At 62.5% G+C, this 25,050-nt stretch carries 22 protein-coding genes and 3 tRNA genes; 23 read left to right on the top strand and 2 right to left on the bottom strand.

What is annotated here, in order from left to right; translation table 11 throughout:
- Positions 1 to 25 precede the first annotated feature (25 nt).
- The 22 genes from KP003_RS13210 (at position 26) to acnB (ending at position 21,762) form a co-directional block, all read left to right on the top strand.
- Positions 26 to 102: transfer RNA gene (locus KP003_RS13210), tRNA-Asp, on the top strand.
- Positions 103 to 115: 13 nt separating this feature from the next.
- Positions 116 to 191: transfer RNA gene (locus tag KP003_RS13205), tRNA-Val, on the top strand.
- A gap of 102 nt (positions 192 to 293) precedes the next feature.
- Positions 294 to 370 (top strand) — tRNA-Asp (locus KP003_RS13200).
- A gap of 230 nt (positions 371 to 600) precedes the next feature.
- Entirely contained in the window at positions 601 to 1,341 is a 741-nt protein-coding gene (locus tag KP003_RS13195) for a polyprenol monophosphomannose synthase (RefSeq protein ID WP_236026947.1), read from the top strand.
- Positions 1,341 to 1,526, top strand: a complete 186-nt coding sequence (locus tag KP003_RS13190) for a hypothetical protein (RefSeq protein WP_216499459.1) — start codon at positions 1,341 to 1,343, stop codon at positions 1,524 to 1,526. Before KP003_RS13195 ends, KP003_RS13190 begins: the two co-directional genes overlap by 1 nt.
- Before the next feature lie 73 nt (positions 1,527 to 1,599).
- Positions 1,600 to 2,805, top strand: coding sequence for a type II secretion system F family protein (locus KP003_RS13185; RefSeq protein WP_216499458.1), 1,206 nt, complete (start codon positions 1,600 to 1,602; stop codon positions 2,803 to 2,805).
- A gap of 7 nt (positions 2,806 to 2,812) precedes the next feature.
- Positions 2,813 to 4,534, top strand: a complete 1,722-nt coding sequence (locus KP003_RS13180; RefSeq protein ID WP_217299666.1) for a GspE/PulE family protein — start codon at positions 2,813 to 2,815, stop codon at positions 4,532 to 4,534.
- A 9-nt stretch (positions 4,535 to 4,543) separates the two neighbouring features.
- On the top strand, positions 4,544 to 5,458 hold the full coding sequence (gene pilM / locus KP003_RS13175; RefSeq protein ID WP_217299665.1) for a type IV pilus biogenesis protein PilM: 915 nt from the start codon (positions 4,544 to 4,546) through the stop codon (positions 5,456 to 5,458).
- 1 nt (position 5,459) lies between these two features.
- A complete protein-coding gene (locus KP003_RS13170; protein WP_217299664.1) occupies positions 5,460 to 5,999 on the top strand; it encodes a PilN domain-containing protein in 540 nt (179 codons plus the stop codon).
- Positions 5,996 to 6,550, top strand: a complete 555-nt coding sequence (gene pilO / locus KP003_RS13165; protein WP_216499454.1) for a type 4a pilus biogenesis protein PilO — start codon at positions 5,996 to 5,998, stop codon at positions 6,548 to 6,550. Before KP003_RS13170 ends, pilO begins: the two co-directional genes overlap by 4 nt.
- The gene (locus tag KP003_RS13160) at positions 6,547 to 7,209 is read left to right on the top strand and encodes a type II secretion system protein PulP (protein ID WP_216499453.1); all 663 of its coding nucleotides are present in this window, start codon (positions 6,547 to 6,549) and stop codon (positions 7,207 to 7,209) included. The genes pilO and KP003_RS13160 overlap by 4 nt, the downstream gene beginning before the upstream one ends.
- A gap of 11 nt (positions 7,210 to 7,220) precedes the next feature.
- A complete protein-coding gene (locus KP003_RS13155) occupies positions 7,221 to 9,833 on the top strand; it encodes a secretin GspD/PilQ domain-containing protein (protein ID WP_217299663.1) in 2,613 nt (870 codons plus the stop codon).
- 21 nt (positions 9,834 to 9,854) lie between these two features.
- The gene (locus tag KP003_RS13150) at positions 9,855 to 10,349 is read left to right on the top strand and encodes a type II secretion system protein (RefSeq protein WP_216499451.1); all 495 of its coding nucleotides are present in this window, start codon (positions 9,855 to 9,857) and stop codon (positions 10,347 to 10,349) included.
- Positions 10,350 to 10,354: 5 nt separating this feature from the next.
- On the top strand, positions 10,355 to 10,768 hold the full coding sequence (locus KP003_RS13145) for a type IV pilin protein (protein WP_216499450.1): 414 nt from the start codon (positions 10,355 to 10,357) through the stop codon (positions 10,766 to 10,768).
- Positions 10,769 to 10,787: 19 nt separating this feature from the next.
- Positions 10,788 to 11,510 (top strand): cell division ATP-binding protein FtsE, encoded by a 723-nt coding sequence (gene ftsE, locus KP003_RS13140; RefSeq protein ID WP_216499449.1) that lies wholly within the window; start codon positions 10,788 to 10,790, stop codon positions 11,508 to 11,510.
- Positions 11,497 to 12,444, top strand: coding sequence for a permease-like cell division protein FtsX (gene ftsX, locus KP003_RS13135; RefSeq protein ID WP_216499448.1), 948 nt, complete (start codon positions 11,497 to 11,499; stop codon positions 12,442 to 12,444). Before ftsE ends, ftsX begins: the two co-directional genes overlap by 14 nt.
- Before the next feature lies 1 nt (position 12,445).
- Positions 12,446 to 13,645: a murein hydrolase activator EnvC family protein gene (locus KP003_RS13130; RefSeq protein WP_216499447.1), complete on the top strand. Its 1,200-nt coding sequence runs from the start codon at positions 12,446 to 12,448 to the stop codon at positions 13,643 to 13,645.
- Between the two features lie 34 nt (positions 13,646 to 13,679).
- Positions 13,680 to 15,014, top strand: a complete 1,335-nt coding sequence (locus KP003_RS13125) for a S41 family peptidase (protein ID WP_216788712.1) — start codon at positions 13,680 to 13,682, stop codon at positions 15,012 to 15,014.
- Positions 15,015 to 15,186: 172 nt separating this feature from the next.
- Positions 15,187 to 16,524: a cohesin domain-containing protein gene (locus KP003_RS13120; RefSeq protein ID WP_217299662.1), complete on the top strand. Its 1,338-nt coding sequence runs from the start codon at positions 15,187 to 15,189 to the stop codon at positions 16,522 to 16,524.
- A 205-nt stretch (positions 16,525 to 16,729) separates the two neighbouring features.
- Positions 16,730 to 18,187 carry an NADP-dependent succinate-semialdehyde dehydrogenase gene (gene gabD, locus KP003_RS13115; protein WP_239027528.1) on the top strand — a complete coding sequence of 486 codons (1,458 nt, stop codon included), beginning with the start codon at positions 16,730 to 16,732 and terminating at the stop codon, positions 18,185 to 18,187.
- A 78-nt stretch (positions 18,188 to 18,265) separates the two neighbouring features.
- A complete protein-coding gene (fdhD, locus tag KP003_RS13110) occupies positions 18,266 to 19,024 on the top strand; it encodes a formate dehydrogenase accessory sulfurtransferase FdhD (RefSeq protein WP_216499444.1) in 759 nt (252 codons plus the stop codon).
- Positions 19,025 to 19,242: 218 nt separating this feature from the next.
- A complete protein-coding gene (gene acnB / locus KP003_RS13105) occupies positions 19,243 to 21,762 on the top strand; it encodes a bifunctional aconitate hydratase 2/2-methylisocitrate dehydratase (protein ID WP_216788706.1) in 2,520 nt (839 codons plus the stop codon).
- Positions 21,763 to 21,857: 95 nt separating this feature from the next.
- Here the strand turns inward: acnB and KP003_RS13100 are convergent, their stop codons facing one another.
- Positions 21,858 to 23,624, bottom strand: a complete 1,767-nt coding sequence (locus tag KP003_RS13100) for a M3 family oligoendopeptidase (protein WP_217299661.1) — start codon at positions 23,622 to 23,624, stop codon at positions 21,858 to 21,860.
- 292 nt (positions 23,625 to 23,916) lie between these two features.
- Here KP003_RS13100 and KP003_RS13095 point away from each other — a divergent pair, with 292 nt between their 5' ends.
- Entirely contained in the window at positions 23,917 to 24,294 is a 378-nt protein-coding gene (locus KP003_RS13095; protein ID WP_239027527.1) for a helix-turn-helix domain-containing protein, read from the top strand.
- On the opposite strand, the gene yrfG is transcribed toward KP003_RS13095, so the two are convergent.
- Positions 24,278 to 24,991, bottom strand: coding sequence for a GMP/IMP nucleotidase (yrfG, locus tag KP003_RS13090; protein ID WP_216499440.1), 714 nt, complete (start codon positions 24,989 to 24,991; stop codon positions 24,278 to 24,280). The genes KP003_RS13095 and yrfG overlap by 17 nt on opposite strands.
- Positions 24,992 to 25,050: the final 59 nt, after the last annotated feature.

The following is a 25,050-nucleotide window of genomic DNA, read 5'->3' as shown; positions in this document are numbered from 1 at the left end:
CCCGGTCTCCGGGATCAGTAGATGCGGGGTTGTAGCTCAGTTGGTTAGAGTGCCAGCCTGTCACGCTGGAAGTCGCGGGTTCGAGCCCCGTCAACCCCGCCATATAAAATTTAATGGGTGAATAGCTCAGCTGGGAGAGCGCCAGCCTTACAAGCTGGATGTCGGGGGTTCGATCCCCTCTTCACCCACCACAAGACAAGTTCTACGTTCTAGGTTCTAAGTTCTACGTCTTAGTGCTGGTTTAAACGTAGAACTTAGAACGTAGAACCGATTCTCAACCGGTTTATAAGTTGGGGGTTGTAGCTCAGTTGGTTAGAGTGCCAGCCTGTCACGCTGGAAGTCGCGGGTTCGAGCCCCGTCAACCCCGCCATCAAAAGGAAAGGCCGCCAAGTCAGGCGGCCTTTCCTTTTTTCATTCCGCGCCCTTGGTCGGGGGGGGGCTCCCGCCGCACCTCCCGCCTTTGCCGCGATCCCTTTAGCTTGACTTGCCCGATGAAAATCATTTATCCTCTGCGAGGTCCACTTTCGGGACGTTCAACTCCCCAAGCGGCCCTGATTTTGCGGTTTTAGCCGTTCAATGTAAACGGAAAGCGAGCCCCCCTTGAAACCCATCAAGCCTATCGTGGTGATCCCCACCTACAACGAAAGAGACAACCTGGAAAAACTGGTCGGGCAGGTTCTGGCCCTGAACCCCGCGCTGGAGCTCTTGGTGGTGGACGACAACTCCCCCGACGGCACCGGCGAGCTCGCCGAGCGCCTGGCCGCGGAAACGGGGCGGGTCTCCGTTTTGCACCGCAGCGGCAAGCTCGGCCTTGGCTCCGCTTATCGCCAGGGGTTCGCCAAGGCGCTTGCCATGGGGGCCGACCTCGTGGTGCAGATGGACGCGGATTTCTCCCACGACCCGGCCATGATCCCCTACTTCTTCGAGGAAACCCGCAATGCCGACCTGGTGATCGGTTCGCGCTACCTGAACGGGGTGAGCGTGGTGAACTGGCCGCTGCGCCGGCTCATGCTGAGCTACTTCGCCAGCGTCTATACCAGGGTGATCACCGGGCTCACCATCTCCGACTGCACCAGCGGTTTCAAGTGCTTCCGCGCCGAGACGCTCAAGGCCATCGACCTCACCAACATCCGCTCGGACGGCTACTCCTTCCAGATCGAGATGAACTACCGCTGCAAGGAGAAGGGGTTCCGCATCAGCGAGGTCCCCATCATCTTCATCGACCGTCATGCCGGCACCTCGAAGATGTCCAAAAAGATCGTGCGCGAGGCGGTGCTCATGGTCTGGAAACTCAAGCTGGGGTCGCTGCTGCGCGCGGTGCTCCCCAAGGGGAGGGACTGATGGCCTCGACGCTATGGTCGATCGTCTGCGTAAGCGGGATCTGGGGCTTCGTGATCTGCACCGTTTTCTTCATCCTGCGCGCCTTTCCGGCCCGGGACCGTTTCGAGGGGAAAGCGGCCCTCAGGTGGGGGGCAGGGGTGCTTCTGTTCTTCGTCGTCTGGATCCTCGGCATGATGCAGGCCTGACGCCGTCGTAGACAGTATCTGCTCCCCTTTTAGAGTTTTAATTCTCTCATATTTGTGGTACTCATAGTGTCTTATGCCCCTTTATACCTGTAAAATAGGATCTTCCGACGGCCGAATCCTCACCAAGGAACTGGATTCTGTCAGTGAGGCTCTGCTGCGTCAGAGTCTGGAGGAACAGGGGTATGCGGTATTCGAGGTCCGCAAGAAGCCGTTCCAGTTCCTGCTGGAGTCCGGTATCGGCCGGAAGAAGATCGGCAACAAGGAACTGCTGCTCTTCAACCAGGAACTCCTGGTGCTCCTGAAGGCGGGTCTTCCCATCATCCAGGCCCTCGACACCATCCTCGAGTCCGGGACCGGGAAGCTGAACGAGATCCTTAACGCCGTCAGGGAGGACATCAAGGGAGGACTCGCGCTGTCAGCCGCCCTCGAGAAGTACCCGAGGGTCTTCCCGCAGCTCTACATCGCCTCGATCCGTGCCGGCGAGCGTACCGGCGATCTGCCGCAGACCATCAGGCGCTACATCGCCTTCCTGAAGAGGACCGAGGGGTTCCGCGGCAAGATCATCGGCGCCATGTTCTACCCGGCCATTCTCGTTTCGGTCGCCTTCGTGGCCATCACCGTGCTCCTGATCTACGTTGTGCCGACCTTCAGCACGATCTACGCCGATTCCGGCAACGCACTGCCGGTGCCGACCCAGATGCTGATCAACTTCACCGTGTTCCTGCGCCATTACCTGCTCGTTTTCGTGGCGCTCATCTTCGGTGCGGTGACCATCTTCAAACGTTGGAAGGAGAGCGAGTCCGGGCGCTACACCGTGGACGGCATGAAAATCAAAACCCCTTTGGTCGGGACTGTGGTCGTTCGCTACGCGCTGGCCGGCTTCACCCGGACCCTCGCCACGGTCCTCGGCTCCGGTATCCCGATCGTGGAGGCGATGCGGATGTCGGTTGGGACCTTGAACAACAAGGTGCTGGAGCGCGGCCTGCTCATGGCCGTGCACCGGGTCGAGGAGGGGAGCAAGCTTTCCACGGCGCTGGAGAACATGAAGCTCCTCCCCCCCCTGGCGCTGCGCATGCTCTCGGTGGGCGAGACCACCGGCGCCCTCGAGGAGATGCTCGGGGACATCTCGGACTACTTCGAGGACGAGATCGAGAGGAGTCTCCAGGTGCTGACCACCGCGATCGAACCCGCCATCATGATCGTCATGGGGGTGGTCATCGGCACCATCATCATCACCATGTACCTGCCGATCTTCAAGATCGCCAGCACCGTTACCTAGAGGGAACATGCTGAAGCCGTTCAAAAGACAAAGGCTGGGCGACATCCTCCTGGAGCAGGGTGAACTTACCAACGACCAGCTCGCCTATGCTCTGGACAAGCAGCAGAGCACCAAGGAGCGCCTGGGCGTCATCTGCCTCGCCGACGGGCTGATCACTGACGTCGCCCTGGCGCAGGCCCTGGCGCAGCAGTTCGGGCTGGAATTCGTCGACCTGAAAGGGGTGCGCCCGGACGAGTCGCTGTTCAACATCGTCCCGCCCGAGGTGATGTTCCGCTACCACTTCGTCCCCCTGGAACTGCAGGGAGACCTCCTGGTGGTGGCCATTTCCGACCCGACCGCCGTGCTGCAGCTGGACGAGATGGCCCTGCTCCTGGAGCGGCCGCTTACATACAAGGTGGCGGCGGACTCGGAGATCGCCCAGCACCTGAAGCGGGGCGAGGGGACCAGCCGGGTGCTCAAAGAGGTCTCCGAAGACTTCATGCTGCAGCTGGTGACCGAGACCGAGAAGGGGGAGGAGGTCCTCTCCGTCGAGAACGTCTCCGCCGACACCAGCCCGATCATCAAGCTGGTCAACTCCACCATCCTCGACGCCCTGACCCGGCGCGCCTCCGATATCCACATCGAGACCGCCCAGGAAGGGGTCGTCATCAAGTACCGCATCGACGGCGTGCTCTACAAGGCAACCGACCCGATCGACAACCATTTCCAGGGTCCGCTCATCTCCAGGCTCAAGGTCATGAGCGAACTGGACATCTCGGAGCGGCGCATCCCGCAGGACGGCAGGTTCAAGGTCAGGATCGGCGCCAAGTCCATCGACTTCCGCGTCTCGATCATGCCCAGCGCCTTCGGCGAGGATGCCGTCATCCGTATCCTCGACAAGGAGAGCATCGCCAGCGACCTCAGGGGGCTCACCCTGGAGACGCTCGGCATGGCGTCCCACGAGATCAAGCGCTTCCGCAAGATGATCAAGGAACCCTACGGCATGGTGCTGGTGACCGGCCCCACCGGTTCCGGCAAGACCACCACGCTCTACGGCGCGCTCACCGAGATCCACACCGGCCTCGAGAAGATCATCACCATCGAGGACCCGGTCGAGTACGTCCTCTCCGGCATCACGCAGATCCCGGTCAACGAGAAGAAGGGGCTCACCTTCGCCCGCGGCCTGCGCTCGATCCTGCGCCACGACCCGGACAAGATCATGGTCGGCGAGATCCGCGACTCGGAAACCGCCCAGATCGCCGTGCAGTCTGCTCTCACCGGTCACCTGGTGTTCACGACCGTGCACGCCAACAACGTCTTCGACGTGATCGGGCGCTTCACGCACATGGGGATCGACCCGTACAACTTCGTCGCCTGCCTCAACTGCGTCATGGCGCAGCGCCTGGTCCGCAAGATCTGCCCCTCCTGCAAGAAGACGGTTGCCGTCTCCGACGACGAGCTGCGCGAGTGCGCCATCGACCCGGAGCGCGCCCGCGGCCTGACCCTGTACGAGGCCCGCGGCTGCGACGACTGCAACGGTACCGGCTACCGGGGGCGTTCCGCCATCGTGGAACTCCTCGATCTCAACGACGAGATACGGGAGCTGATCATCTCCAAGGCCCCGATCGCCGCCCTCAAGAAGGCGGCCAAGGCGGCGGGGACCATGTTCCTCAGGGAATCGGCCGTGGCCAAGGTGCTGGCCGGCGAGACGACGCTTAAGGAAATCAACCGTGTCACCTTTGTGGAGTAGGTGCCAGATATGCTAATGTCCAGGAAAAGTCTCGGACTGGAACTCTCCGCCGCCGGGTTCAGTTTCGCCCTGGTCGGCGGCGGCAAGACCCCCCGGGTCGAGGCGGGGCTGTCGCTGCCGTTTGCGCCGGGGCTTTTGGCCCTCTCGCGCCGAGACCCCAACGTCACCGATGCGAAGGCCTTCGTGGCCGCGCTCAGGGAGGCGCACCTGCGCCTATTGACCAAGGAGCGCAGCGTCTGCGTTTCCCTGCCGGACGCGGTGGGGCGCGTGGTGCTCCTCGACCTGGAGGCGCGCTTCAAGAACCGCGAAGAGGGGCTGGACGTGATCCGCTGGAAGCTCAAGAAAAGCCTCCCCTTCGAGATCGGCGCGGTTCATCTGGACTACCAGACCCTGGAGGAGAAGGAAAACGGCGCCGTGTCGCTTCTGGTGTCGCTGATCTCCCGTCCGGTGGTGCAACAGTACGAGGACCTCATCAACGAGGCGGGGCTGGAGCCCAAGCTGATCGATTTCACCTCCTTCAACCTGTACCGCCTGTTCGCCCCCAGGCTCGAACTCTCCGAGGACGGCGCCTTCGTCACCTTCTACCAGGGGGCGATGACGGTGCTGATCTTCAACGGCGGCGTGCTCGGCTTCTACCGCACCAAGGAGGGTGTGGCGGACGTGCAGAACCTGTTCCGCGAGGTGAACAGCTCCTTCCTGGTCTACCGGGACCAGAACCCCGGCCAGAACGTGGGCGAGGTCTTCTGTGCCGCCTCTCCCGGCGATGCCGAGTCCTTCCGCGCCTTGGTGGCGGAGGCGAGCGGTCTGGAGCCGGTGCTGCTCGACCCGGAGCGCCTGCTCCGGCAGGGCTCCACGCTGGGACTGGACCGGCCTGGGCTGCACGCGTTGGCCGGCGCCGTCGGCGCCGCGCTGAGGAGCCTGTGATATGAAACTGACCATCAACCTGGCCACCAAGCGCTACGTAAACCTGCGCCAGCTCAACACCGTGCTGACCGCATGTTTCGCGATCATGGCGCTGTTCCTTGTGTACCTGGTGCGCGAGGTGGCCAACAACCAGGTCGAGATCAACAAGATCAAGAGCCAGAGCGCCGCGGCGAGCCGCGGTCCCGCCGACGCCCCTCCCGTCCCGGCGGAGCAGATGCGGGAGCTGGACGGCAAGATCGCCTTCGCCAACGCCCTGATCGACCGCAAGACCGTCAACTGGATCTCCCTGCTGGACAAGCTCGAACAGGTGGTGCCGGCAGGTGTGGCGCTGAACCAGGTCGAACCGACGGCGCAGGACCCCCAGGTGATCAAGCTTACCGGCATGGCCCTCAACTTCGACAACCTGCGCGTCCTGCTGGAGAACATGGAGAGGTCCCCCAGCTTCTCGGAGGTGTACCTCTTGAGCCAGAGCGATCGCAAGGTGGGCACCACCCAGCAGGGGTACAGCTTCACCCTCTCGTGCAAGGTGAGCTATCGATGAACTTCCAGACGCTACTCGACATGTTCGCCGCCAGGCGCAAATCGTTCACCTTCCTGGGGTTCCTGGCGCTGCTTGCCCTGGGGATCCAACTCTACCTCTCCGGGTACCAGCGGCCCCAACTGGAGCAGGTCCAGACGGAGTGGTTCGCCAAGCGCGGCGCCATGGCCAGGGGGGAGACGGAGGCCGACGCCACCAGGTACCAGCGCGGTGTGCGCGACCTGGACGAATTCAAGAAGCGCTTCATCCCCAAGAAGGACTTCGCCAGGGTGCTGAGCCGGCTGTACGATACCGCCAAGAGCAATTCCCTGGCCCTGCAGGGGATCACCTACAAGCCGGGCAAGAAGAACAAGGCAACCCAGATCATGACCTACGACGTCTCCTTCACCGTGGCGGGCAAGTACTCGGCGGTGAAGAGCTTTCTGGCCGACCTCGTGCGCTACCCGGATATGGTGACCGTCGACAGCATCTCCCTCAGTAACCAGAGCATGACCCAGGAGAGCGTGAACCTGAAGATTCAGACCACGGTCTACCTGCTTACGGAGGGGGCATGAACCGCCAGAAACTTGCACTTTTTCTGCTGCTGGTCGTGCTGACAGGGGCCATCGTCTACGCGGTGGTACGCTCCCCCAGGCAGCAGCAGGTGGTCACCCTGAAGAACCAGCCGGGTGCCAGGGCGACCGTGCTCCGGAAACAGAGCCCCGCTGCACCCAAGGCGGCCGCTCCGTCCGCCACGGGCGTGGTGCACCTCGACCAGCTGCAGCGCGAAATGCCGGCGTCCGGCGGCTTCAGGCGCAACATCTTCTCGCCGCTTTACAAAGACGAGAGCAAGCAGATGGCTCTCAAGCTGCCGCCGCCGCCACCGCCACCCAAGAAACTGCCCCCCCTCCCGCAACCGCTGCCGACGGCGCAGGTAACTCCTCCCCCTCCTCCTCCGCCGACCCAGGAGCAGTTGGATGATGCCGAACTCGGCAAGTTCGTGTTCCTGGGCTTCCTCAAGAAGGGGGCCGAGAGGACCGTGTTCCTCTCCAAGGGAGGCGAGATCTTCCTCGCCAAGAAGGGAGGCCAGGTGGGCCCGAGGTTCCAGGTCTCAAACGTGACCGATGATGCCATCACCATCAAGTCGATCCAGACCGACCGGCAGCTGGTGATTCCGCTGGTAGAAAACAGGTCGCTCAGCATGCGCCGCACCAGTACCAGTCCCAGGCCTTAAGGAGCAACTTCATGCATAGACTAAGATCGATCTCAACCCTGATGCTGCTGACCCTGGCCCTTTCCGGCTGCGCGGCCGGGCGCACCGCTTTTAGTAAGGCAGAGCAGCTCGAGCGCGAGGGGAACCTGGACGCCGCGCTGGTGAAGTATGCCGAGGTCGCGGCCAAGCACCCCGAGGTAGGGGAATACCGGGTGAAGCTTCTGAACATCACCCAGGCGGCCGGCAAGGTGCATTTCAAGAAGGGTGAGGCGTTCTTCGAGAAGAAGAATTACGACGAGGCCTTAAGGGAGTTCCAGACCGCCTACGCCATGGACCCGACCTACGTCGAGGCGAAGAGCCGTGCGGACCATACGCTCAAGCTGAGAAACGCCCAGACCTACCTCCAGGAGGGGGCGGACTTCGAGAGGGACCACAAGCTGCGCGAGGCGATGACCTCCTACCAGCACGTGCTCCAGTTCGAGCCCTCCAACAAGGCGGCCAGGGAGGGGCTGGACCGCATCCTGGCCGGCAAGAAGCAGAAGCTGGACGGCTTCGAGCTGAACCTGAAGTCGACCAAGCCGATCACGCTGAAGTTCAAGGACGCCAAGCTCAAGGACATCTTCAACATACTGACCCAGCTTTCCGGGATCAACTTCGTCTTCGATGACGGGGTAAAGGACGTCAACGTCTCGCTGCACCTGGAAAACGGGAGCTTCCAGCAGGCCATGGAACTCCTGACCGGGATGCAGAAGTTGGACAAGAAGGTGCTGAACGAGAGCACCATCATCATCTATCCCAAGACCCCGGACAAGATCAAGCAGTACGAGGAACTCTTCGTCCAGACCTTCTACCTGAACAAGCTCGATGCCAAGAAGGCGGTGAACCTGGTGCGCACCATGCTCCAGGTGAAGAAGATCTACGTGAACGAGGAAGCCAACGCCCTGGTGATCCGTGACACCCCCGAAGTGGTGGAGGTCGCGCGCAAGATCCTGGAGGCCAACGACGTTCCCGATGCTGAGGTGCTCCTCGATGTCGAGGTCTTCGAGCTTTCCAAGGCGGGTACCGAGACCTTTGGCCTTGCCCTCTCCAGCTATGCCGCCTCCCTCGGGGTGACCGGGCCCCAGGGTAAGTTCCTCTCCGATGCCCTGAGCACCACCACGACAACGTCGACCACCTCTGGCACCACCACCACGGCCGCCGACGTCAGCAACCTGCTCAACGTTTTCAAGATGAGGGGGTACAACGGCTACCTCACCGTGCCCAACGCCACCTTCAACTTCGGTAAGACGCTCTCTAACGGCGAGACGCTTTCCAATCCGAAGATCAGGGTGAAGAACCGCGAGAAGGCGAAGTTCAACGTCGGCACCAGGGTGCCGATCACGACCACCTCTTCCACCTCCACCGGCACGAGCGTCAACGTCCAGTACGTGGACGTCGGGGTGAAGGTGAACGCTGAGCCGACCATACAGTTGAACAACGAGGTCTCCATCAAGCTCGGCCTCGAGGTGAGCTCCATCCTCGGTCGGGAGAAGGTTGGCACCGACCAGGCCACCACGGTGGTCACCATCGGGACCAGAAACCTCGACACGGTCCTGTCCTTGAAGGACGGCGAGACCAGCATCATCGGCGGCTTGATGCAAAAGAACGACACCGACAGCAAGAAAAAGGTGTTCCTGCTGGGAGACATCCCCGTGCTCGGCAACCTCTTCTCCAACACCGGCAAGTCGAATGACAAGAGCGAACTGTTGCTGGCCATCACGCCGAGGATCGTGCGTGGCGTGACGGTGCCCGACAGCGATGTGGCGGCCTTCTGGTCCGGTCGCGAGGACGAGCCCTCCACCAACAAGCCGTACCAGTCCTTCATCGAGCCCGAGTTTGCCGATACCGCTGCTCCGGCCAAGGCAGCGCCCGCCAAGGCGGCTCCGGCTAAAAGGATCGCCCCGGCTCCGGTCGCCCCGGCTCCGGTCGCCCCGGCTCCGGTCGCTGCCGCTCCGGTCGCTGCCGCTCCTGGCGCAGAGGATGGGATCGCACCGGGTGCCCCGGCACCGGCAAGCGCCGCCGGGGGCGAAGCCGCTGTCGAAGTTCCCGCTGAACAAGGCGCGGAAGCTGCCGCAACCGCCATCCCGGCTCAGGGCCCGTCACCCGCTGAGTTGGGAGCTGCCGCAAACGCTGCCGCCGCTGCCGCCGCCGCTGCCGCGGCCAAGGAACCGCCCAAGCCCACCGTCTCGCCGGTCCCTCTGGAGAAGGCCCTGCTCGCCCTCAGCCTCCCTTCTTCGGTGAAGCTGAACGACCAGTTCGCGGTGCAGATAAACGTTTCCGGGATAATGGACCTTGAGAAGGCGGTGTTCGTGCTGAGTTACGATCCCAAGATCCTCGAGGTGGTGGCACAGACCGAAGGGCCGCTCCTCAAGGAGACCGGAAAGCCGTCGACCTTCCAAGCCTTCGCCGACAAGAAGAAGGGGGAGCTCTGGATGTCCGGCAGCAGGAGCGAGGGGGGACTCGCCAACGGCGTGCTGGCCCAGGTCACCTTCAAGGCGATCGGGCAGGGGAGCACGCCCCTTTCCTTCTCCAACACCAGCTTCACGAAGAAAGGGGGCGAGCAGATCGCCGTGACCCCATTCAAGTCAGTAGTGGAGGTAAAGTAGCCCCTCCGGGCTGTCGCCGCGATGTGGAAGATCCTTAGAGATAAACGGGGGCTCAGCCTGATCGAGATGGTGGTGACCATGGTCATCCTCACCCTGCTCGCCTCGCTGATCGTCCCGTCGGCCCAGATGGCCGCCAAGCGGACCAAGGAGCTCGAGCTCAGAAGGAACCTGCGCGAGATCAGGACCGCCATAGACGAATACAAGAAAAACTACGACAAGGCGCTGTCGGACCAGAAAACGGTGCAGGTGCTCAACGCCACCGGTTACCCCAAGAAGCTGGGAGTGCTGGTGGAGGGAGATGATTTCGGCGGGCTGGTCAAGGAAAAGAAGAAGTTCCTGCGCCGCATTCCCAAGGACCCCTTCTTCAAGGGCGAAGGGGATGACAATACCGGGTGGGGGCTGCGTTCCCATGCCGACGAGTTCGACAGCACCAAGTGGGGAGGCGAGGACGTCTTCGACGTCCATTCCCTGAGCGACGGCGTCGCCATAGACGGTACGAAATACAAGGACTGGTGAACCTCATGTTGAAGAGGATAGTGAAGAGTCAGCGGGGGTTTACGCTGATAGAGCTGATGATAGTGGTGACCATCATCGGCATTCTCGCGGCGATCAGCGCTCCCAATTACCAGTGGGGCATCATCAGGGCCCGCGAGGCGGTGCTGCGGGAAGACCTGTACACCATGCGCTCCACCATCGACCAGTACTACGCGGACCAGGGGAAGTACCCCGAGACGCTGCAGGAACTCGTCGACAACAAGAACAGGTACCTCAGGGAGATACCCAAGGATCCCTTCACCAAGTCCAAGGACACCTGGGTAGTCACCGCGCCTCCCGCTACCGACACCCCCTCCGAGGGGGCGACCGGCGGGGTCTACGACGTGCACAGCGGTTCCGCGCTGGTCGGCAGCGACGGCAAGCCGTACAACGAATGGTAGTTACGAGGCTTACAAACCCATGATCCAAATGCATAACGTTTTCTTGTCGTACCAGCCGGAGTCGAGCGCGCTGTCCGACATAAACCTCAAGATCCCCAAAGGGGATTTTGTTTTTTTGACCGGGCAGTCGGGGGCGGGGAAGTCCACGCTCCTTAAACTGATCTACGCTGACCTGACCCCCACCCGGGGGCAGGTGCTGATCGACGGGGTCAACCTGACCCGGCTCTCCCGCTCGCAGGTTCCCCTGCTGCGTCGCTCCATCGGGGTGGTGTTCCAGGACTACAAGCTGCTCCCGAACCGGACCGTGCTGGAGAACGTGGCCATCACCCTGGAAGTGCTGGGATGGGGCAAGCGCGACATCGGCAAGAAGGTCTACCACATCCTGAAAAGGATGGGGATCGAGGACAAGATCAACGCGACGCCTCTGAGACTTTCCGGCGGCGAGCAGCAGCGAGTGGCGCTGGCGCGCGCCCTCGTGAACGATCCGAAGATCCTGGTGGCGGACGAGCCGACCGGCAACCTGGACGACGAGAACAAGGAGGCGATCCTCTCCATCTTCAAGGAGGCCAACAACCGCGGCACCACCGTGGTGGTGGCGACCCACGACCGCCGCGTGATCGAGAACTCACACCGCAGGGTGATCAGGCTCGACAAGGGGGCCATCGTCGATACGCCCGATCTTTTCGTGGGGCAGGCGGCAACCGAGGCCACCATGCTGGAGGTGCCCGATGTCCAAGAATAACAAGGGTGCGGTTCGCCCCAAGCTTGAGCAGGAAGGTTTCTTCGGCAGGCTCTCCTATTTCACCAGCCGCGCCTTCGCGAACCTGCGCCAGAACGTCTTCGTCAGCGCCGTTACGGTGGGAACCATCGCGCTGGCGCTTCTGATCGCCTCGCTTTTTCTCCTGGTCTACGTGAACCTGGATGGGATGGCGGAGGGGTGGAGCGACAAGGTGCAGGTGACCGCCTATTTCGACCAGGAACCGGCGCCGCTCGCGGTCGCCGCGCTGAAGGGGAGGGTGCAGGCGATTCCCGGCACTTCCAAGGTGCTCTTCGTGAGCCAGGCCGAGGCCGAGAAGAGGCTGAGAAGCCGCCTGAAGGGCCAGGAGTCGCTTCTCGAGGGGATCACGCCGGACGTCCTCCCCGCCTCGCTGGAGATCAGGCTGGACCGCGAACACCGCGACACCGACTCCGTGGCCGCCTACGTGAAGAAGCTGAAGCAGATCCAGGGGATCAGCGAGGTGCAGTACGGCGAGGAGTGGGTGAAGCGCTTCAACTCCTTCATGAACCTGTTCCGGCTCATGGGGGCGCTCCTGGGGAGCTTCCTGACCATCACCGTGCTCTTCATCGTCTCCAACACCATAAAGCTGACCATCTACGCCAGGAAGGACGAACTGGAACTCCTGGGGCTGGTCGGAGCGACCCGCTTCTTCATCAAGGCACCCTTCCTGATCGAGGGGGTCCTGCAGGGGGCCGCCGGGGCGGTGATTTCGCTTCTGGCGCTTTTGGGGTGCTACTTCGCCTTCCTGAAAAACGCCGGCGACTTCCTCGGCATCAACCCGGCTTCGGCGGGGCTCTCCTTCCTCCCCGCCACGCACCTGGCCGGGGTGGTCCTCGGGGGGGTGCTGCTCGGGTTCATCGGCAGCGCGACCTCGCTCAAGAGGTTCATAAACGTCTAGCATGCGCCATCTTACCGCCACAATCCTGCTCGTCCTCGCCCTCCTGGCACCCGCGCTTTGCCGCGCCGGCGCCAATGAGGAGCTGCAGAACATCAAGAAGCAGATCAAGGAGAAGAACCGGCTCATCTCCAAGACCCAGAAGGTGGAGACCAAGGTCTCGGGGGAGTTGGTGCAGATCCAGAAGTCGCTTGCCGAAAAGCAGTCAAACCTGGCCGCCCTGGGGCGCGACCTCGCCGGCGTCGAGAAGGGGATCGACCAGACCCACGACGACATCGAGCGCGAGCGGCAGGAGGCCGAGCGCAAGAAGGCGCAGATCAACCGCCGCGTGGCCGCGCTCTACAAGGGGGGCGACACCGGCAACCTGCGCGTCTTCTTCTCCTCGGAGTCCTTCCCGCAGATGAGCGAGAACCTGCGCTACATGCGCAGCATCCTCGCCAACGACAAGAAGCTGTTCCAGCAGTACAACGAAAACCTGGAGCGGCTGAACCGGCTCAAGGAACGCCTGGAGCAGGAGGCGGTCAAGAAGGAGGGGCTGCGGCGTTCCATCGAGGCGAAGAAGCGCGAGATCGAGCAGGAAAAGAGCCGCAAGGCGACCTACCTGGTCAAGGTGCGCCAGGACAAGCAAAGCTACCTCGCCTCGCTCAAAGAGCTGCAGGCCAACGCCAGCCGCCTGCAAAGCATGATTCAAAGGCTTGAAGCCAAAAGTAGAAAAGCGTATAGTTCCAAGGGTCGTCCCGGCAAGGGGAGCGAACCGGCCCGCCCCGGCGTGACCGCCAAGGCCACCCCGGTTCCCAACCAGGGGCTGGGTGCCCAGAAAGGGCGGCTCTCGCTGCCGGTACGAGGCAACGTCATCGACCGTTTCGGAAGGCATAAGCACCCAGAGTTTGATTCCTTTACTGTCAGTAACGGGATCTCAGTGGCAGCCCCCGCCGGTAGCGCCATCCATGCAATATATGACGGCGAAGTGATTTTTGCCGACTATTTCAAAGGCTATGGTAATATGATCATCGTCGATCATGGCGACGGGTTCTTCAGTCTCTACGCCCACGCTTCGTCCATAGCCAAAAGGGTCGGTTCGAAGGTGTCCAAAAACGACGTACTTGCCAGCGTGGGCGATGTCGACTCGACTAAAGGACCCATGCTCTATTTCGAGATCAGATACCAGGGGAAACCGGTAGATCCTTCCCCCTGGTTCAGATAAGCAGGGCATCGCAAGAAAAATCCAGGGAGGCAAAATGTTCAAGGGTAGCAAGTTCAAGAAGACAACCCTGTTTGTCACTACCGTTTCACTGCTGACGCTCGTCATAGCGTTCGGCGTGCAACGCAGATGTGCCGCCCAGGGGGGCGGCAGCGACTACCAGTCCATCGAGCTGTTCACCGACGTGCTCGCCATAGTGAAGAAGAGTTACGTCGAGGAAGTGGACACCAAGAAGCTCGTCTACGGCGCCATCAACGGCATGCTCACCTCGCTCGACCCGCACAGTTCCTTCATGCCCCCCGAGACCTACAAGGAGATGAAGATCGACACCAAGGGCGCCTTCGGCGGCCTCGGCATCGAGATCACCGTCAAGGAAGGGATCCTGACCGTCATCTCCCCGATCGAGGACACCCCGGCCTTCCGTGCGGGTATCAAGGCGGGCGACCAGATCCTGAAGATCGACGACAAGTTCACCAAGGACCTCACCATAACCGACGCGGTGAAGAGGATGCGCGGCGTGAAGGGGACCAAGGTCACCCTGACCATCATGCGCGAAGGGTTCGATAAGACCAAGGACTTCGTCCTGGAGCGCGACATAATCCAGGTCAAGAGCGTGAAGTACAAGGTCCTCGACGACGGTTACGGTTACGTCCGAATCGCCCAGTTCCAGGAGAAGACCGACGACGACCTGGAGAAGGCGCTGCAGGGCCTGCAGGCCGACAAGAAGCAGCTCAGGGGGCTGGTGCTGGACCTCAGGAACGATCCCGGCGGGCTTCTCGATCAGGCGGTCCGCGTCTGCGAGCACTTCGTCCCCGAAGGGAAGCTGATCGTTTACACCGAGGGGCGCGAGAAGGACTCCCAGATGCGTTTCACCTCGAGGAAGAGCCACAAGCAGGGCGAATACCCCATCGTGGTGCTGATCAACAGCGGTTCGGCCTCCGCCTCCGAGATCGTGGCCGGCTGCCTGCAGGACCACAAGCGCGCGGTCATCATGGGCACCCAGAGCTTTGGCAAGGGTAGCGTGCAGACCATCATCCCGCTCTCCGACAACTCGGGCCTGAGGCTCACCACCGCCCGCTACTTCACCCCGAGCGGCCGCTCCATCCAGGCCAAGGGGATCACCCCGGACATCGTGGCCGAGCGCGTGGAGATCGCCGCGACAAGCGAAAAGCGCGAAGGGATGCACATCCGCGAGAAGGACCTCGAGAACCATTTCGAAGGGGACAAGAAGGACGAGCAGGACGAGAAGAAGGCGAAGCCGGCTCCCTACAAGACCGACGAGATGATCAAGAGCGACTCGCAGGTGCTGCGCGCTCTCGACCTCCTCAAGGGGTGGGACATCCTGAAGAGCATGGGAAAACTCCCCTCCTAAGGGAGGCGGGTTTTCGTGCGGAACAGTAAAGGGGAGGGGTGGCCGGGCGGCCACCCCTTTTCCTTTTACAGGTCGACCTTGTCACGGGGGGCTTGCTTGACAGCCCCCGGGGGGGTCAGTAAAGTAAACCGGTCCGTTCCTGCTGTTTTATCCCCCAGGCATAGAGGTCATCATGATCAGGCAGAGTCACTGTCCCTGGTATAGGCTGCTTTTTTTCCTCTTGCTGGTCCTGCCGGCTACCGCCTTTGCCTTGCCCACTCTTTCCATATCCTCGCCCGGATCCGATGGCGTCTTCCTCCTACGCGGCGACCAGATGGACGGCGTCGCAGGTCTCGACCTCAGCATCGGCTACGATTCCGCCACGCTCTCCAACCCGCGGGTCACCATGGGGAATATGGTGCAGGGGATGATGAGCGCAGCCAACCCCGGAAACCCCATCAGGTTGGCCATCGTCGGCACGCGCGGGCTCGCCGGCAGCGGCATCATCGCCAGCGTCGCCTTCGACCGGACCGGCAACTCACCCGGCGTCATCACCCTGGTCGCCGGCACGCTTATCGATGCCGGAGGCAAGAAGGTCGCCATGGCGCAGCCCGTCATCGTCAACCCCTCGGCCGTGGTCGGCGCAGCCGACGGCGGCACCGGCGCAGCGCAGCCCGGGGAAGAGGCAAGAAGTGGCACCCCTTCGGGAGGTACCGCGCTTCCGATCGCGGTGCCGCGCCCGTTGCCGGTCGGGGGGACCGTGACCATGCCCGGCCAGGAGACCGCAACCGGCCAGGCGGACGTGCCGGCCAAAGAGACCCCCGCGCGGATCGATGCTCCCTTGTCCCAGGAGGGGGTGCCGGCCGTGAAGAAGCGGCTGCGCACCAAAAATGCGCAACTGGAAGGGGAGGAGGCGCCGCTGGACCGGGGAGAGACCCCGCCTCCTCCAGAGCAGGAGACTCCGGCAGCCGAGGCCAGCGCGCCGCGGCCCCAGGTGACCCAGCCGGTTGCCGTCACCAGCGTCCTCGACCGTTTCAAGGCTTTCCAGGGGGAGCGCACCCCGGCAAACCTGATCGCCCTGTTTCGCCAGGACGCCCCCGTTCCCTTCCGGCAACTCCCGCCGGTCGCCCTTGCCGACGGCAAGGCAACGGTGACGCTGGTGATCGGCACGGTGACCGGCGAGGCGACTCCCAGCTTCACCTTCAGCGGATGCACCTACGTCGCGCACCGACGGACCGAGGCCGGCTGGGAGATTCAAGCCCGGCCGAAGCGTGATGTGGTAAAGGCCGACATCACGATGCTCTACGGCGGGCTGCGGCAACAGATGCCGTTGGCGGTGGCCCCGAGGGCGTCATTGGTGTCCGGGATGACGCGGCCGGTGAAGGAGGCAGATTTCGAGCGTTTCCTGAAGGATCGGGGAACGCCGTCCCGCCCGCGCTTCGATCTCAACAAAGACGGTCGCCGCGATTACGTAGACGACTACATCTATGCCGTCAACTACCTGGTGCGGACCGGGCTGCAGGTGCCTTGAGCGCTGTACCATGATGGCCACTGTGAGCGGCGAGGTGCCCTCCTCGACGTACAGTCGGGGGGGGCATTGTCATAGGTAGTTCCCTCCCGGGGCGCGGAGGGGGAGGGGAGGGGGAGGGGAGGGCAGGTTTCTGTTGCTGCAGAGGTGGCTATGGGGTATACACAACGTCTGCCGCGGATTGGATAACTTTTGACGGGAGGAGCATATGCTGATTCTCAAGGACAAAAGTCTTTTCCAGCAGCTTTGCTTTATCAACGGCGCCTGGGGCGGGGCCGATAGCGGCGATACCGTCGACGTCATCAACCCGGCCACCGGAGAAAAGCTGGGCACCGTTCCCAAGATGGGAGGCGCCGAGACCCGCCGCGCCATCGAGGCGGCCCATGCCGCGTTGCCGGCCTGGCGCGCCAGGACTGCCCAGGAACGCTCTGTGATCGTAAGGCGGTGGTCCGAACTGCTTCTGGAGCATCAGGACGACCTCGCCGTGCTGATGACCGCGGAGCAGGGAAAGCCGCTTGCCGAGGCCCGCGGCGAGACGGTGTACGCCGCCTCGTTCCTGGAATGGTTCGCCGAGGAGGGGAAGAGGATCTACGGTGATGTCATCCCTTCGCATCAAAATGACAAGCGCATCGTGGTCCTCAAGGAGCCGGTTGGTGTCTGCGTCGCCATCACCCCCTGGAATTTCCCCTCCGCAATGATCACCAGGAAGGCTGCACCCGCGCTTGCCGCAGGCTGTACCATGGTGGTGAAGCCTGCCACCGCGACCCCATATTCGGCGCTGGCCCTGGCCGAGTTGGCGCGGCGAGCGGGAGTGCCGGCGGGGGTGTTCTCGGTGATCACCGGCTCCGCTGCCAGCATCGGCGGGGAGATGACCGCCAACCCGCTGGTCCGCAAGCTCACCTTTACCGGCTCCACCGACGTCGGCAAGAAGCTGATGGCGCAGTGCGCGGGGACGGTCAAGAAGGTGTCTCTTGAACTCGGCGGCAACGCACCCTTCATCGTCTTCGACGACGCCGACCTGGATGCCGCCGTCGAGGGTGCGGTCATTTCCAAGTATCGCAACGCCGGTCAGACCTGTGTCTGCTCGAACCGGTTCCTGGTGCAGGACGGCATCCATGACCGCTTCGCCGAAAGGCTTACGCAGGCCGTCGCCGGGTTGAAGGTGGGGGACGGGCTGAAGGGTGAGACCCAGCAGGGGCCGCTCATCGACATGGCTGCGGTGGAGAAAGTCGAGGAGCACATCGCTGACGCCGTTGCCAAGGGGGCGCGGGTCGTTATCGGCGGCAAGCGGCATGCGCTGGGAGGTTCCTTCTTCGAGCCGACCGTGCTCACCGGCGTGACGCCCGACATGCTGCTCGCCAGGGAAGAGACCTTCGGTCCTGTGGCACCGCTGTTTCGGTTCCATACCGAGGAGGAGGTGATCCAACTGGCGAACGCCACGGAGTTCGGCCTGGCCGCCTACTTCTACAGCCGCGACATGGCGCGGGTCTGGAGGGTGGCCGAAGCGGTGGAGTACGGCATCGTCGGCATCAACACCGGCCTCATCTCCACCGCGGTTGCTCCCTTTGGCGGCATGAAGGAGTCCGGCGTCGGCCGGGAAGGTTCCAAGTACGGCATCGATGAGTTCCTGGAAGTGAAGTACCTTTGCATCGGCGGTATAACGTAGGGGCGAATAGTCATTCGCCCGCTTTTGACCGGGCAGGGGACCGATGATCGCTGGGCAGAGAGGATAAGCAGATAGACCATGACAGAAGTCACCACCTACAACGACGGAAAGGTGCTGCGCGGCGAGGTCGACGTGGTGCGGGAATTCCCCCTGGTACTGCGGGTCAACGACCGGGAGATCGTGACCCTGGTCGCCTCGCCTCACGACCTGCGCTTTTTGGTGGCCGGTTTCCTGCGGCTCCAGGGGTTCGTCTCCCGTGCCGACGATTTCCTGGTGCTGAGCGTTTGCAACGATTACGGCATCGCCAACGTCCGCATCAAGGGAGAGGTGCCACAGGAACTGAAGCCGGTGCTCACCTCCGGATGCGGCACCGGCATCACGTTTTCCCTGCCGCAAGCCGGCGGCAAGCTGCCTGCTGCCGTGCGTGAGCAGGTTCCGGTCGCGGCGATCTTCGAGCTGATGAAGCAACTGGCGCTTTGCTCGACCAAGTATAAAAGCCACGGCGGCGTCCACTCCGCGGCCGTCGGCGATGCCGCTGGCAGGTTGCTCTTGCACGCCGAGGACATCGGCAGGCACAACACGGTCGATCGCCTGGCGGGAGAGGCCTTGCTCAGGGAGATGCCTCTCTCCGGCACCACCATGGCCACCTCGGGACGCGTTTCCGCAGAGATGGCCACAAAGGCGGCGCAGCTTGGCGTCGCTGTCATCGTTTCCCGCACCTCGCCCACCGATATGGCCATCCGCATCTGCGAGGAGGCCGGCATTACCCTGGTCGGTTACCTGCGCGGGACCAGGTTCACCGCCTACACTCACCAGGAATACATTTTATTTCCTTAATATCCCCCCCTTTGTCACAGTCGACCACCTCCACTGACTGCAGATAAAACGCCACAGTAACAGCTCTTTCCGGGAGAAACTGCCCCATTTTATTGGTGCTTTCAACAATTGACAAAACAGGGTAAAAATTGTATACAGTATCCGTTCAAATGAAGCACCGGCTGACAGAAGAATTTTGATAACTTCCGTAAATAGCTGCACATTATCTAGGAGGAATCATGATCGAAGCGTACTTGAAGCAAGAGGCAGAAAGAAAGGCACTTGGGATTCCTGCGAAGCCGCTCGACCCTGAGCAGACCGCGGATCTTTGCAAACTGTTGGAAGCGCCGCCGGCAGGCAAGGAGGAGTTCCTGCTCCACCTCCTGAAGGAAAGGGTTTCCCCGGGCGTCGACCCGGCCGCCGAGGTGAAGGCAGGCTTCCTGGCCGCCATCCTCTCCGGTGCGAAGAAGTCCCCGCTGGTCTCCAAGAAAGACGCGGTCCAGATCCTGGGCACCATGCTGGGCGGCTACAACGTGGCCCCGCTGGTGGCAGCCCTGAAGGACGCCGAAGTTGCCGACGAGGCCGTCAAGGCTCTCTGCGGCACCACCCTCGTGTACGACGCCTTCGATGACGTCCTCGCGCTCTCCAAGACTAACGCCGGCGCCAAGAAGGTCCTCGATTCCTGGGCCAACGCCGAGTGGTTCACCTCCAAGCCGGGCCTGCCGGAGACCGTGAAGGTTAAGGTCTACAAGGTCGAGGGCGAGATCAACACCGACGACTTCTCCCCGGCGGGCGACGCCTGGAGCCGTCCGGACATCCCGCTGCATGCGCTCGCCATGGGCAAGACCCGCTTCCCCGACGGCAACGCCACCATCGCCAAGTTCAGGGCCGAAGGGTTCCAGGTCGCTTTCGTGGGCGACGTCGTCGGTACCGGTTCCTCCCGTAAATCCGCCTGCAACAGCGTGCTCTGGCACATCGGCCAGGACATCCCGGCCGTTCCCAACAAGCGTCGCGACGGCATCATCATCGGCGGCGTCATCGCCCCGATCTTCTTCAACACCGCGCAGGACTCCGGCGCGTTCCCGATCAAGACCGACGTGACCAAGATGAAGACCGGCGACGTCATCGTGATCAACTCCAAGAAGGGCGAGATCACCACCGAGGGGGGCGAGGTCCTCTCCACCTTCACCGTGGCCCCGAACACCCTGTTCGACGAGTTCCGCGCCGGCGGCCGCATCCCGCTGATCATCGGCCGCGCCCTCACCGACCGCGCCAGGAAGGCCCTCGGCCTCGCGCCGACCGACGTCTTCACCCTGCCGGTCAACCCGGTTGCCAAGCCGGGCCAGGGGTACTCCCTGGCACAGAAGATGGTCGGTCAGGCCTGCGGCGTCACCGGCGTCCTGCCGGGCACCGCTTGCGAGCCGAAGATGACCACTGTCGGTTCCCAGGACACCACCGGCCCCATGACCGCCGACGAACTGAAAGAACTCGCCTGCCTGAAGTTCCAGGCGCCGATGTTCATGCAGTCCTTCTGCCACACCGCAGCCTATCCGAAGCCGGCCGACGTCAAGATGCACAAGACCCTGCCGCAGTTCATCATCGAGCGCGGCGGCGTGCCCCTGAAGCCGGGCGACGGCGTCATCCACTCCTGGCTTAACCGTCTCCTCGTGCCGGACACCGTCGGTACCGGCGGCGACTCCCACACCCGTTTCCCGATCGGCATCTCCTTCCCGGCGGGTTCCGGCCTGGTCGCCTTCGCGGGCGCCCTCGGCTTCATGCCGCTGGACATGCCTGAGTCGGTACTGGTCCGCTTCAAGGGCAAGTTCAACCCGGGCATCACCCTGCGCGACGCGGTGAACGCGATCCCGTACTGGGCCATCAAGCAGGGGCTCCTCACCGTGCCCAAGAAGAACAAGGTCAACATCTTCAACGGCCGCATCCTCGAGATGGAAGGCCTTCCGGAGCTCTCCGTCGAGCAGGCCTTCGAGCTGACCGACGCCGCCGCCGAGCGTAGCGCCGCCGCCGGCTGCATCAAGCTCTCCGAGCAGTCGGTAGCCACCTACCTCCGTTCCAACGTGGCCCTCATGAAGCAGATGATCGCCGAGGGGTACCAGGATGCGCAGACCCTGCAGAACAGGATCGATGCCGCCAACGAGTGGCTGAAGGCACCGAAGCTCCTCGAAGCCGACGCCAACGCCGAGTACGCCGCGGTCATCGAGATCGATCTCGCCGAGATCACCGAGCCGATCCTCGCCTGCCCGAACGATCCGGACGACGTCAAGCTCCTCTCCGAGGTTGCCGGCACCCCGATCCAGGACGTGTTCCTCGGTTCCTGTATGACCAACATCGGTCACTTCCGCGCTGCCGGCGAGATCTGGAGGGGGCAGAAGTTCAACCCCAACGTCCGCACCTGGATCTGCCCGCCGACCCGCATGGATCAGGCTAAGCTCAAAGACGAGGCTTACTTCTCCGTCTACAGCGCCATGGGCGCACGCGTCGAGATCGCCGGCTGCTCGCTCTGCATGGGTAACCAGGCACGCGTGCCCGACGGTGTGAACATGTTCTCCACCTCGACCCGTAACTTCGACGACAGGATCGGCAATGGCGCCAAGGTGTTCCTGGGCTCCGCAGAGCTCGGTGCCGTCACCGTGAACCTGGGCAAGCTCCCGACCCCGGCCGAGTACCTGGCCGTGTACAAGGAGAAGGTCGAGCCGAACAAGGCCAACGTGTACAAGTACCTCCAGTTCGACGAGATGTAATCGGACTGGCAGCATAAGGCAGCACGACAAAAAGGCCCGCCGGGAAACCGGCGGGCCTTTTTGCGGTTACATGTCAGACATGGTCTGAGTCGGACCTACAGCAGCGCCTTCAGCTCTGCGATCAGGTCGGCCAAGAGGTCGTACCCTCCCTGCCAGAAGCCGGGATCGCTGAAGACGATGCCGGCCGGTGCGAGTGTGTCGCCGGGGGACTTGGACCCGCCGTCGGCGAGGATGTCGCGGTAGATGGGGACGAAGCTCTCCCGCTCCTTCAGGTAGCGCTGGAACAGCGACAGCACCACCAATTCTGCGCAGGTGTAGGAGTAGCAGTAGAACCGGGCGTGGATGAAGTGCGAGATGTAGCTCCATCCGTAGCGGTAGGGCTCGATCATGTCGACCGAGTCGCCGTAGAGCTTCGCGTTCTCCTGCCACCAAAGCTCGGCGAGCTCGCTCGCCGTCAAAAGCCCCTTCACCCGCTCCAGGTGCATCCGCTCCTCGAACCTGGTCAGCACGTTCTGCCGGAAGGTGGTGGCGATGATGTCCTCGATCTTCGCGCACAGAAGCGACTTCTTCACCTCGACATCGGTCTCCCGCTCCAGGAGCTGGCGGGTCAGCAGCATCTCGCCGAACACCGACGCGGTCTCCGCCAAGGGGAGCGGCGGGTGGTAGTTCAGCATGGTCTGGCGCTGGGCCAGCTGGTAATGGATGCCGTGGCCGACTTCGTGGGCGATGGTGGCGACGTCGCGCAGGTTGCCGGTGAAATTCAACAGCAGGTACGGCGGGAGCGTCGGGGTCATCCCCATGCAGAAAGCGCCGCCGCTCTTGCCGGGGCGAGGCATGACGTCGACGCGCTTGCCGGTGAAGAAGGAGTCGGCAAGCTCCGCGAACTCCTCAGAGAAGCCGCGGTAGGCCTCGACGGTCATGGCACGCGCCTCTTCGAAGCTATACTTGCGGTCGCTCTCGGTGAGCGGCGCGTACACGTCGGTGTTCTTCAACTTGGGGATGCCGAGCAGCTTGGCCTTGAGGCGGAAGTATTCCTGGGCCAGCGGGTAGTTCTTTTCGGAGACCTGCATCAGGCTCTCCACCACCTCGTTGGGAATCTCGTTGCCCAGGTTGGTCGGCTCCATCGGGTGGCTGTAGTTTCTGAGCTCCATTTCCTGGGAGTGATCCAGCGCCACGTTGTTGAACACCGCCGAGTAGAGGATGCTGTGCTCCTCGTGCTTTTTGAGGAAGGTGCCGAACGCCCGCTCCCTCAGCTCAGCGTCGGGGTGGTGCAGCAGGGACAGGAGTTCCTCTCCGGTCATCTCCCGGGTCTCGCCGTCCATCTCCAGCGTATAGCGCAGGGAGGCGGAGACCTCGTCGAACAGGCGGCAGAAGGCCTGGACACCGGTGAGGCTTTTCTGGGTGAGGAGGCTTTCCTCGCGCTCGGATAGCGTGTGCTTCTTGAATTTGCGCAGCACCGTCAGAAAGTGGCGGTAGTTGTCGAGGAGGCTGGCCTGCATCAGCTGCTGGAATGGCTCCTCATCCATCTGGATTATTTCGAGATCGAAGAAGAGCAGTTCGCGCCCCATGGCGTTGCCGAACTCCTGGGACTTCTGGGAGAGGCGCTTGTGCAGGTCGCTCTCGCTGTCGGCGGCGAAGAGAAGGTGGGAGTAAAGCTGTGGCACCGCCAGCTCCTCCTGCAATTTCTCATAGCTTTTCAGCGCCTCGAGTAGCTCTGCCGCGGAAAGTCCGGCGACCTTGCCGCGGTAGCGTTCCCTGAATTCGGCTACCTGCGTGGTGGCGTCCTCGAAGGCTTTGGTCAGTTCGGGAGCGGAAGGGGAAGGGTAAAGTGGTGTGGTGTCCCAATTGAGGTCGCTGCTCATTGCTCCTCCTCGAAGCTATGGATTATTCAATGATTTCATATGAATGGAACCGATAGTAATGCATGGGGTGCATGGTGTCAAGGAAGGGGGATGCCCGCAAGGGCTATGCCCGGCACAGATCGGCCTCTCAACTCGCCTTGACAACCAGGGGGGGTGCGATAGAACTAGCAAATGTTAAAAAAATATAATTATGCAAAGGGTTAGCCGCCGACTGTTCTTCCGGGTGGGAAGCGAATGCTCCGCTTCCGCGAGTGGTTCCTTGGTCAACCGCTAGCAGGCGAGGATGGACGTCATGAAAAAGCGTCGGGTAGTTGAAGATGCGGGTTGCCGGCTCCCTTCGGGGGGTGGCAACGAGTCCCACCCTGTCGGGTGGCCGGGGGCTCAATGCGTGGTGTTGCAGCGACTTTTCTCGTACCGAAACGACATGACCTTGTCCGGGGGGCAGCTCGCACCAGGCGGCGAGACGGTCTGCGGTATGGCGGGCTTCGTTTCCGGTCAACTGACGCTCAGGGAAGCCCGGGACAGGGTGGAGCGCCACATGGTGCACGATGCCATCGAGGCTTCGGGTGGGAACATGAGCAAGGCGGCCGAGGTGCTCGGCGTGAGCCGCCCCGCGCTCTACGATCTGGCCAAGAAGTACGGACTGTGCCGGGTCAAATCCCGCGGCTAGGGGCGAGTTCGACGCTCATGCCCCCGTCGCGCGGGATCAGTTCACCGAAGTAATGTATGGAGTGGAAACTCTCCGATTGGGCCGGCGTCGCCGTCGAGCTGAAGCGTCCGACGTGGATCAGGTAGCGGATGCCGAAGCGGCGCGCGGTCTCGAGGTTGGTCTCGCTGTCCTCTCCCAGCATGGTCCGCTCCGGATCGTAGGGCACCTTCTGCTGCAGCTTCCCCCAGAAAAGCGGATCCTCCTTAGGCAGTCCCAGATCGTGGGCTGAAATGATCCCGTCGAAGTAGCTCCCTATCCTGGTCAGGCGCAGCTTGATGTTAAGGGTCTTGCTGTGGGCGTTGGTCACCAGGTAGATCTTCTTGCCATGCTGGCGCAGGAAGAGGAGGAACTCGATCACGAAGGGGTGCACCGCGATCAGGTGGTTCACCTCTTCCTTGAGCACGGGGATGTCGAGACCGAGCTGTGCCGACCAGTAGTCGAGGTCGGTCCAGTTGAGGGTCTGCTCCTGGGAGCGGAACATGCGGTACAGCTTCTCCTGGGCGGCGTGCTCGCTGATGCCGTTCTTTTCCGCGTAGCGCCTGGGGACGTGTTCCAGCCAGAAGTGGTCGTCGAAGTGCCGGTCGAGCAGGGTGCCGTCCATGTCGAGGTGGACGGTGTCGATGAGGGTCCAGTCTACTTTCAGGGGGGGGAGAGGCATTGAAGGGGTCTCTTTTGGGGCGGACCTGCCCGACTAGTCTGACTAGCCCGACAGGTCCG

Origin of the sequence: Geomonas diazotrophica (genome assembly GCF_019063885.1) — a bacterium.
Taxonomy (GTDB): domain Bacteria; phylum Desulfobacterota; class Desulfuromonadia; order Geobacterales; family Geobacteraceae; genus Geomonas; species Geomonas diazotrophica.
This window is presented reverse-complemented; position numbering and strand designations above follow the sequence as displayed.

What these genes read in the sequence shown, in the direction of transcription:
- yrfG (WP_216499440.1), bottom strand. Translation starts at nt 24,991, where the DNA reads ATGCCTCTCCCCCCCCTGAAAGTAGACTGGACCCTCATCGACACCGTC.
- KP003_RS13155 (WP_217299663.1), top strand. Translation starts at nt 7,221, where the DNA reads ATGCATAGACTAAGATCGATCTCAACCCTGATGCTGCTGACCCTGGCC.
- pilO (WP_216499454.1), top strand. Translation starts at nt 5,996, where the DNA reads ATGAACTTCCAGACGCTACTCGACATGTTCGCCGCCAGGCGCAAATCG.
- KP003_RS13170 (WP_217299664.1), top strand. Translation starts at nt 5,460, where the DNA reads ATGAAACTGACCATCAACCTGGCCACCAAGCGCTACGTAAACCTGCGC.
- KP003_RS13180 (WP_217299666.1), top strand. Translation starts at nt 2,813, where the DNA reads ATGCTGAAGCCGTTCAAAAGACAAAGGCTGGGCGACATCCTCCTGGAG.
- KP003_RS13120 (WP_217299662.1), top strand. Translation starts at nt 15,187, where the DNA reads ATGATCAGGCAGAGTCACTGTCCCTGGTATAGGCTGCTTTTTTTCCTC.
- KP003_RS13160 (WP_216499453.1), top strand. Translation starts at nt 6,547, where the DNA reads ATGAACCGCCAGAAACTTGCACTTTTTCTGCTGCTGGTCGTGCTGACA.
- KP003_RS13190 (WP_216499459.1), top strand. Translation starts at nt 1,341, where the DNA reads ATGGCCTCGACGCTATGGTCGATCGTCTGCGTAAGCGGGATCTGGGGC.
- KP003_RS13150 (WP_216499451.1), top strand. Translation starts at nt 9,855, where the DNA reads ATGTGGAAGATCCTTAGAGATAAACGGGGGCTCAGCCTGATCGAGATG.
- gabD (WP_239027528.1), top strand. Translation starts at nt 16,730, where the DNA reads ATGCTGATTCTCAAGGACAAAAGTCTTTTCCAGCAGCTTTGCTTTATC.
- KP003_RS13095 (WP_239027527.1), top strand. Translation starts at nt 23,917, where the DNA reads ATGAAAAAGCGTCGGGTAGTTGAAGATGCGGGTTGCCGGCTCCCTTCG.
- KP003_RS13100 (WP_217299661.1), bottom strand. Translation starts at nt 23,624, where the DNA reads ATGAGCAGCGACCTCAATTGGGACACCACACCACTTTACCCTTCCCCT.
- KP003_RS13145 (WP_216499450.1), top strand. Translation starts at nt 10,355, where the DNA reads ATGTTGAAGAGGATAGTGAAGAGTCAGCGGGGGTTTACGCTGATAGAG.
- KP003_RS13185 (WP_216499458.1), top strand. Translation starts at nt 1,600, where the DNA reads ATGCCCCTTTATACCTGTAAAATAGGATCTTCCGACGGCCGAATCCTC.
- ftsE (WP_216499449.1), top strand. Translation starts at nt 10,788, where the DNA reads ATGATCCAAATGCATAACGTTTTCTTGTCGTACCAGCCGGAGTCGAGC.
- ftsX (WP_216499448.1), top strand. Translation starts at nt 11,497, where the DNA reads ATGTCCAAGAATAACAAGGGTGCGGTTCGCCCCAAGCTTGAGCAGGAA.
- pilM (WP_217299665.1), top strand. Translation starts at nt 4,544, where the DNA reads ATGCTAATGTCCAGGAAAAGTCTCGGACTGGAACTCTCCGCCGCCGGG.
- fdhD (WP_216499444.1), top strand. Translation starts at nt 18,266, where the DNA reads ATGACAGAAGTCACCACCTACAACGACGGAAAGGTGCTGCGCGGCGAG.
- acnB (WP_216788706.1), top strand. Translation starts at nt 19,243, where the DNA reads ATGATCGAAGCGTACTTGAAGCAAGAGGCAGAAAGAAAGGCACTTGGG.
- KP003_RS13125 (WP_216788712.1), top strand. Translation starts at nt 13,680, where the DNA reads ATGTTCAAGGGTAGCAAGTTCAAGAAGACAACCCTGTTTGTCACTACC.
- KP003_RS13130 (WP_216499447.1), top strand. Translation starts at nt 12,446, where the DNA reads ATGCGCCATCTTACCGCCACAATCCTGCTCGTCCTCGCCCTCCTGGCA.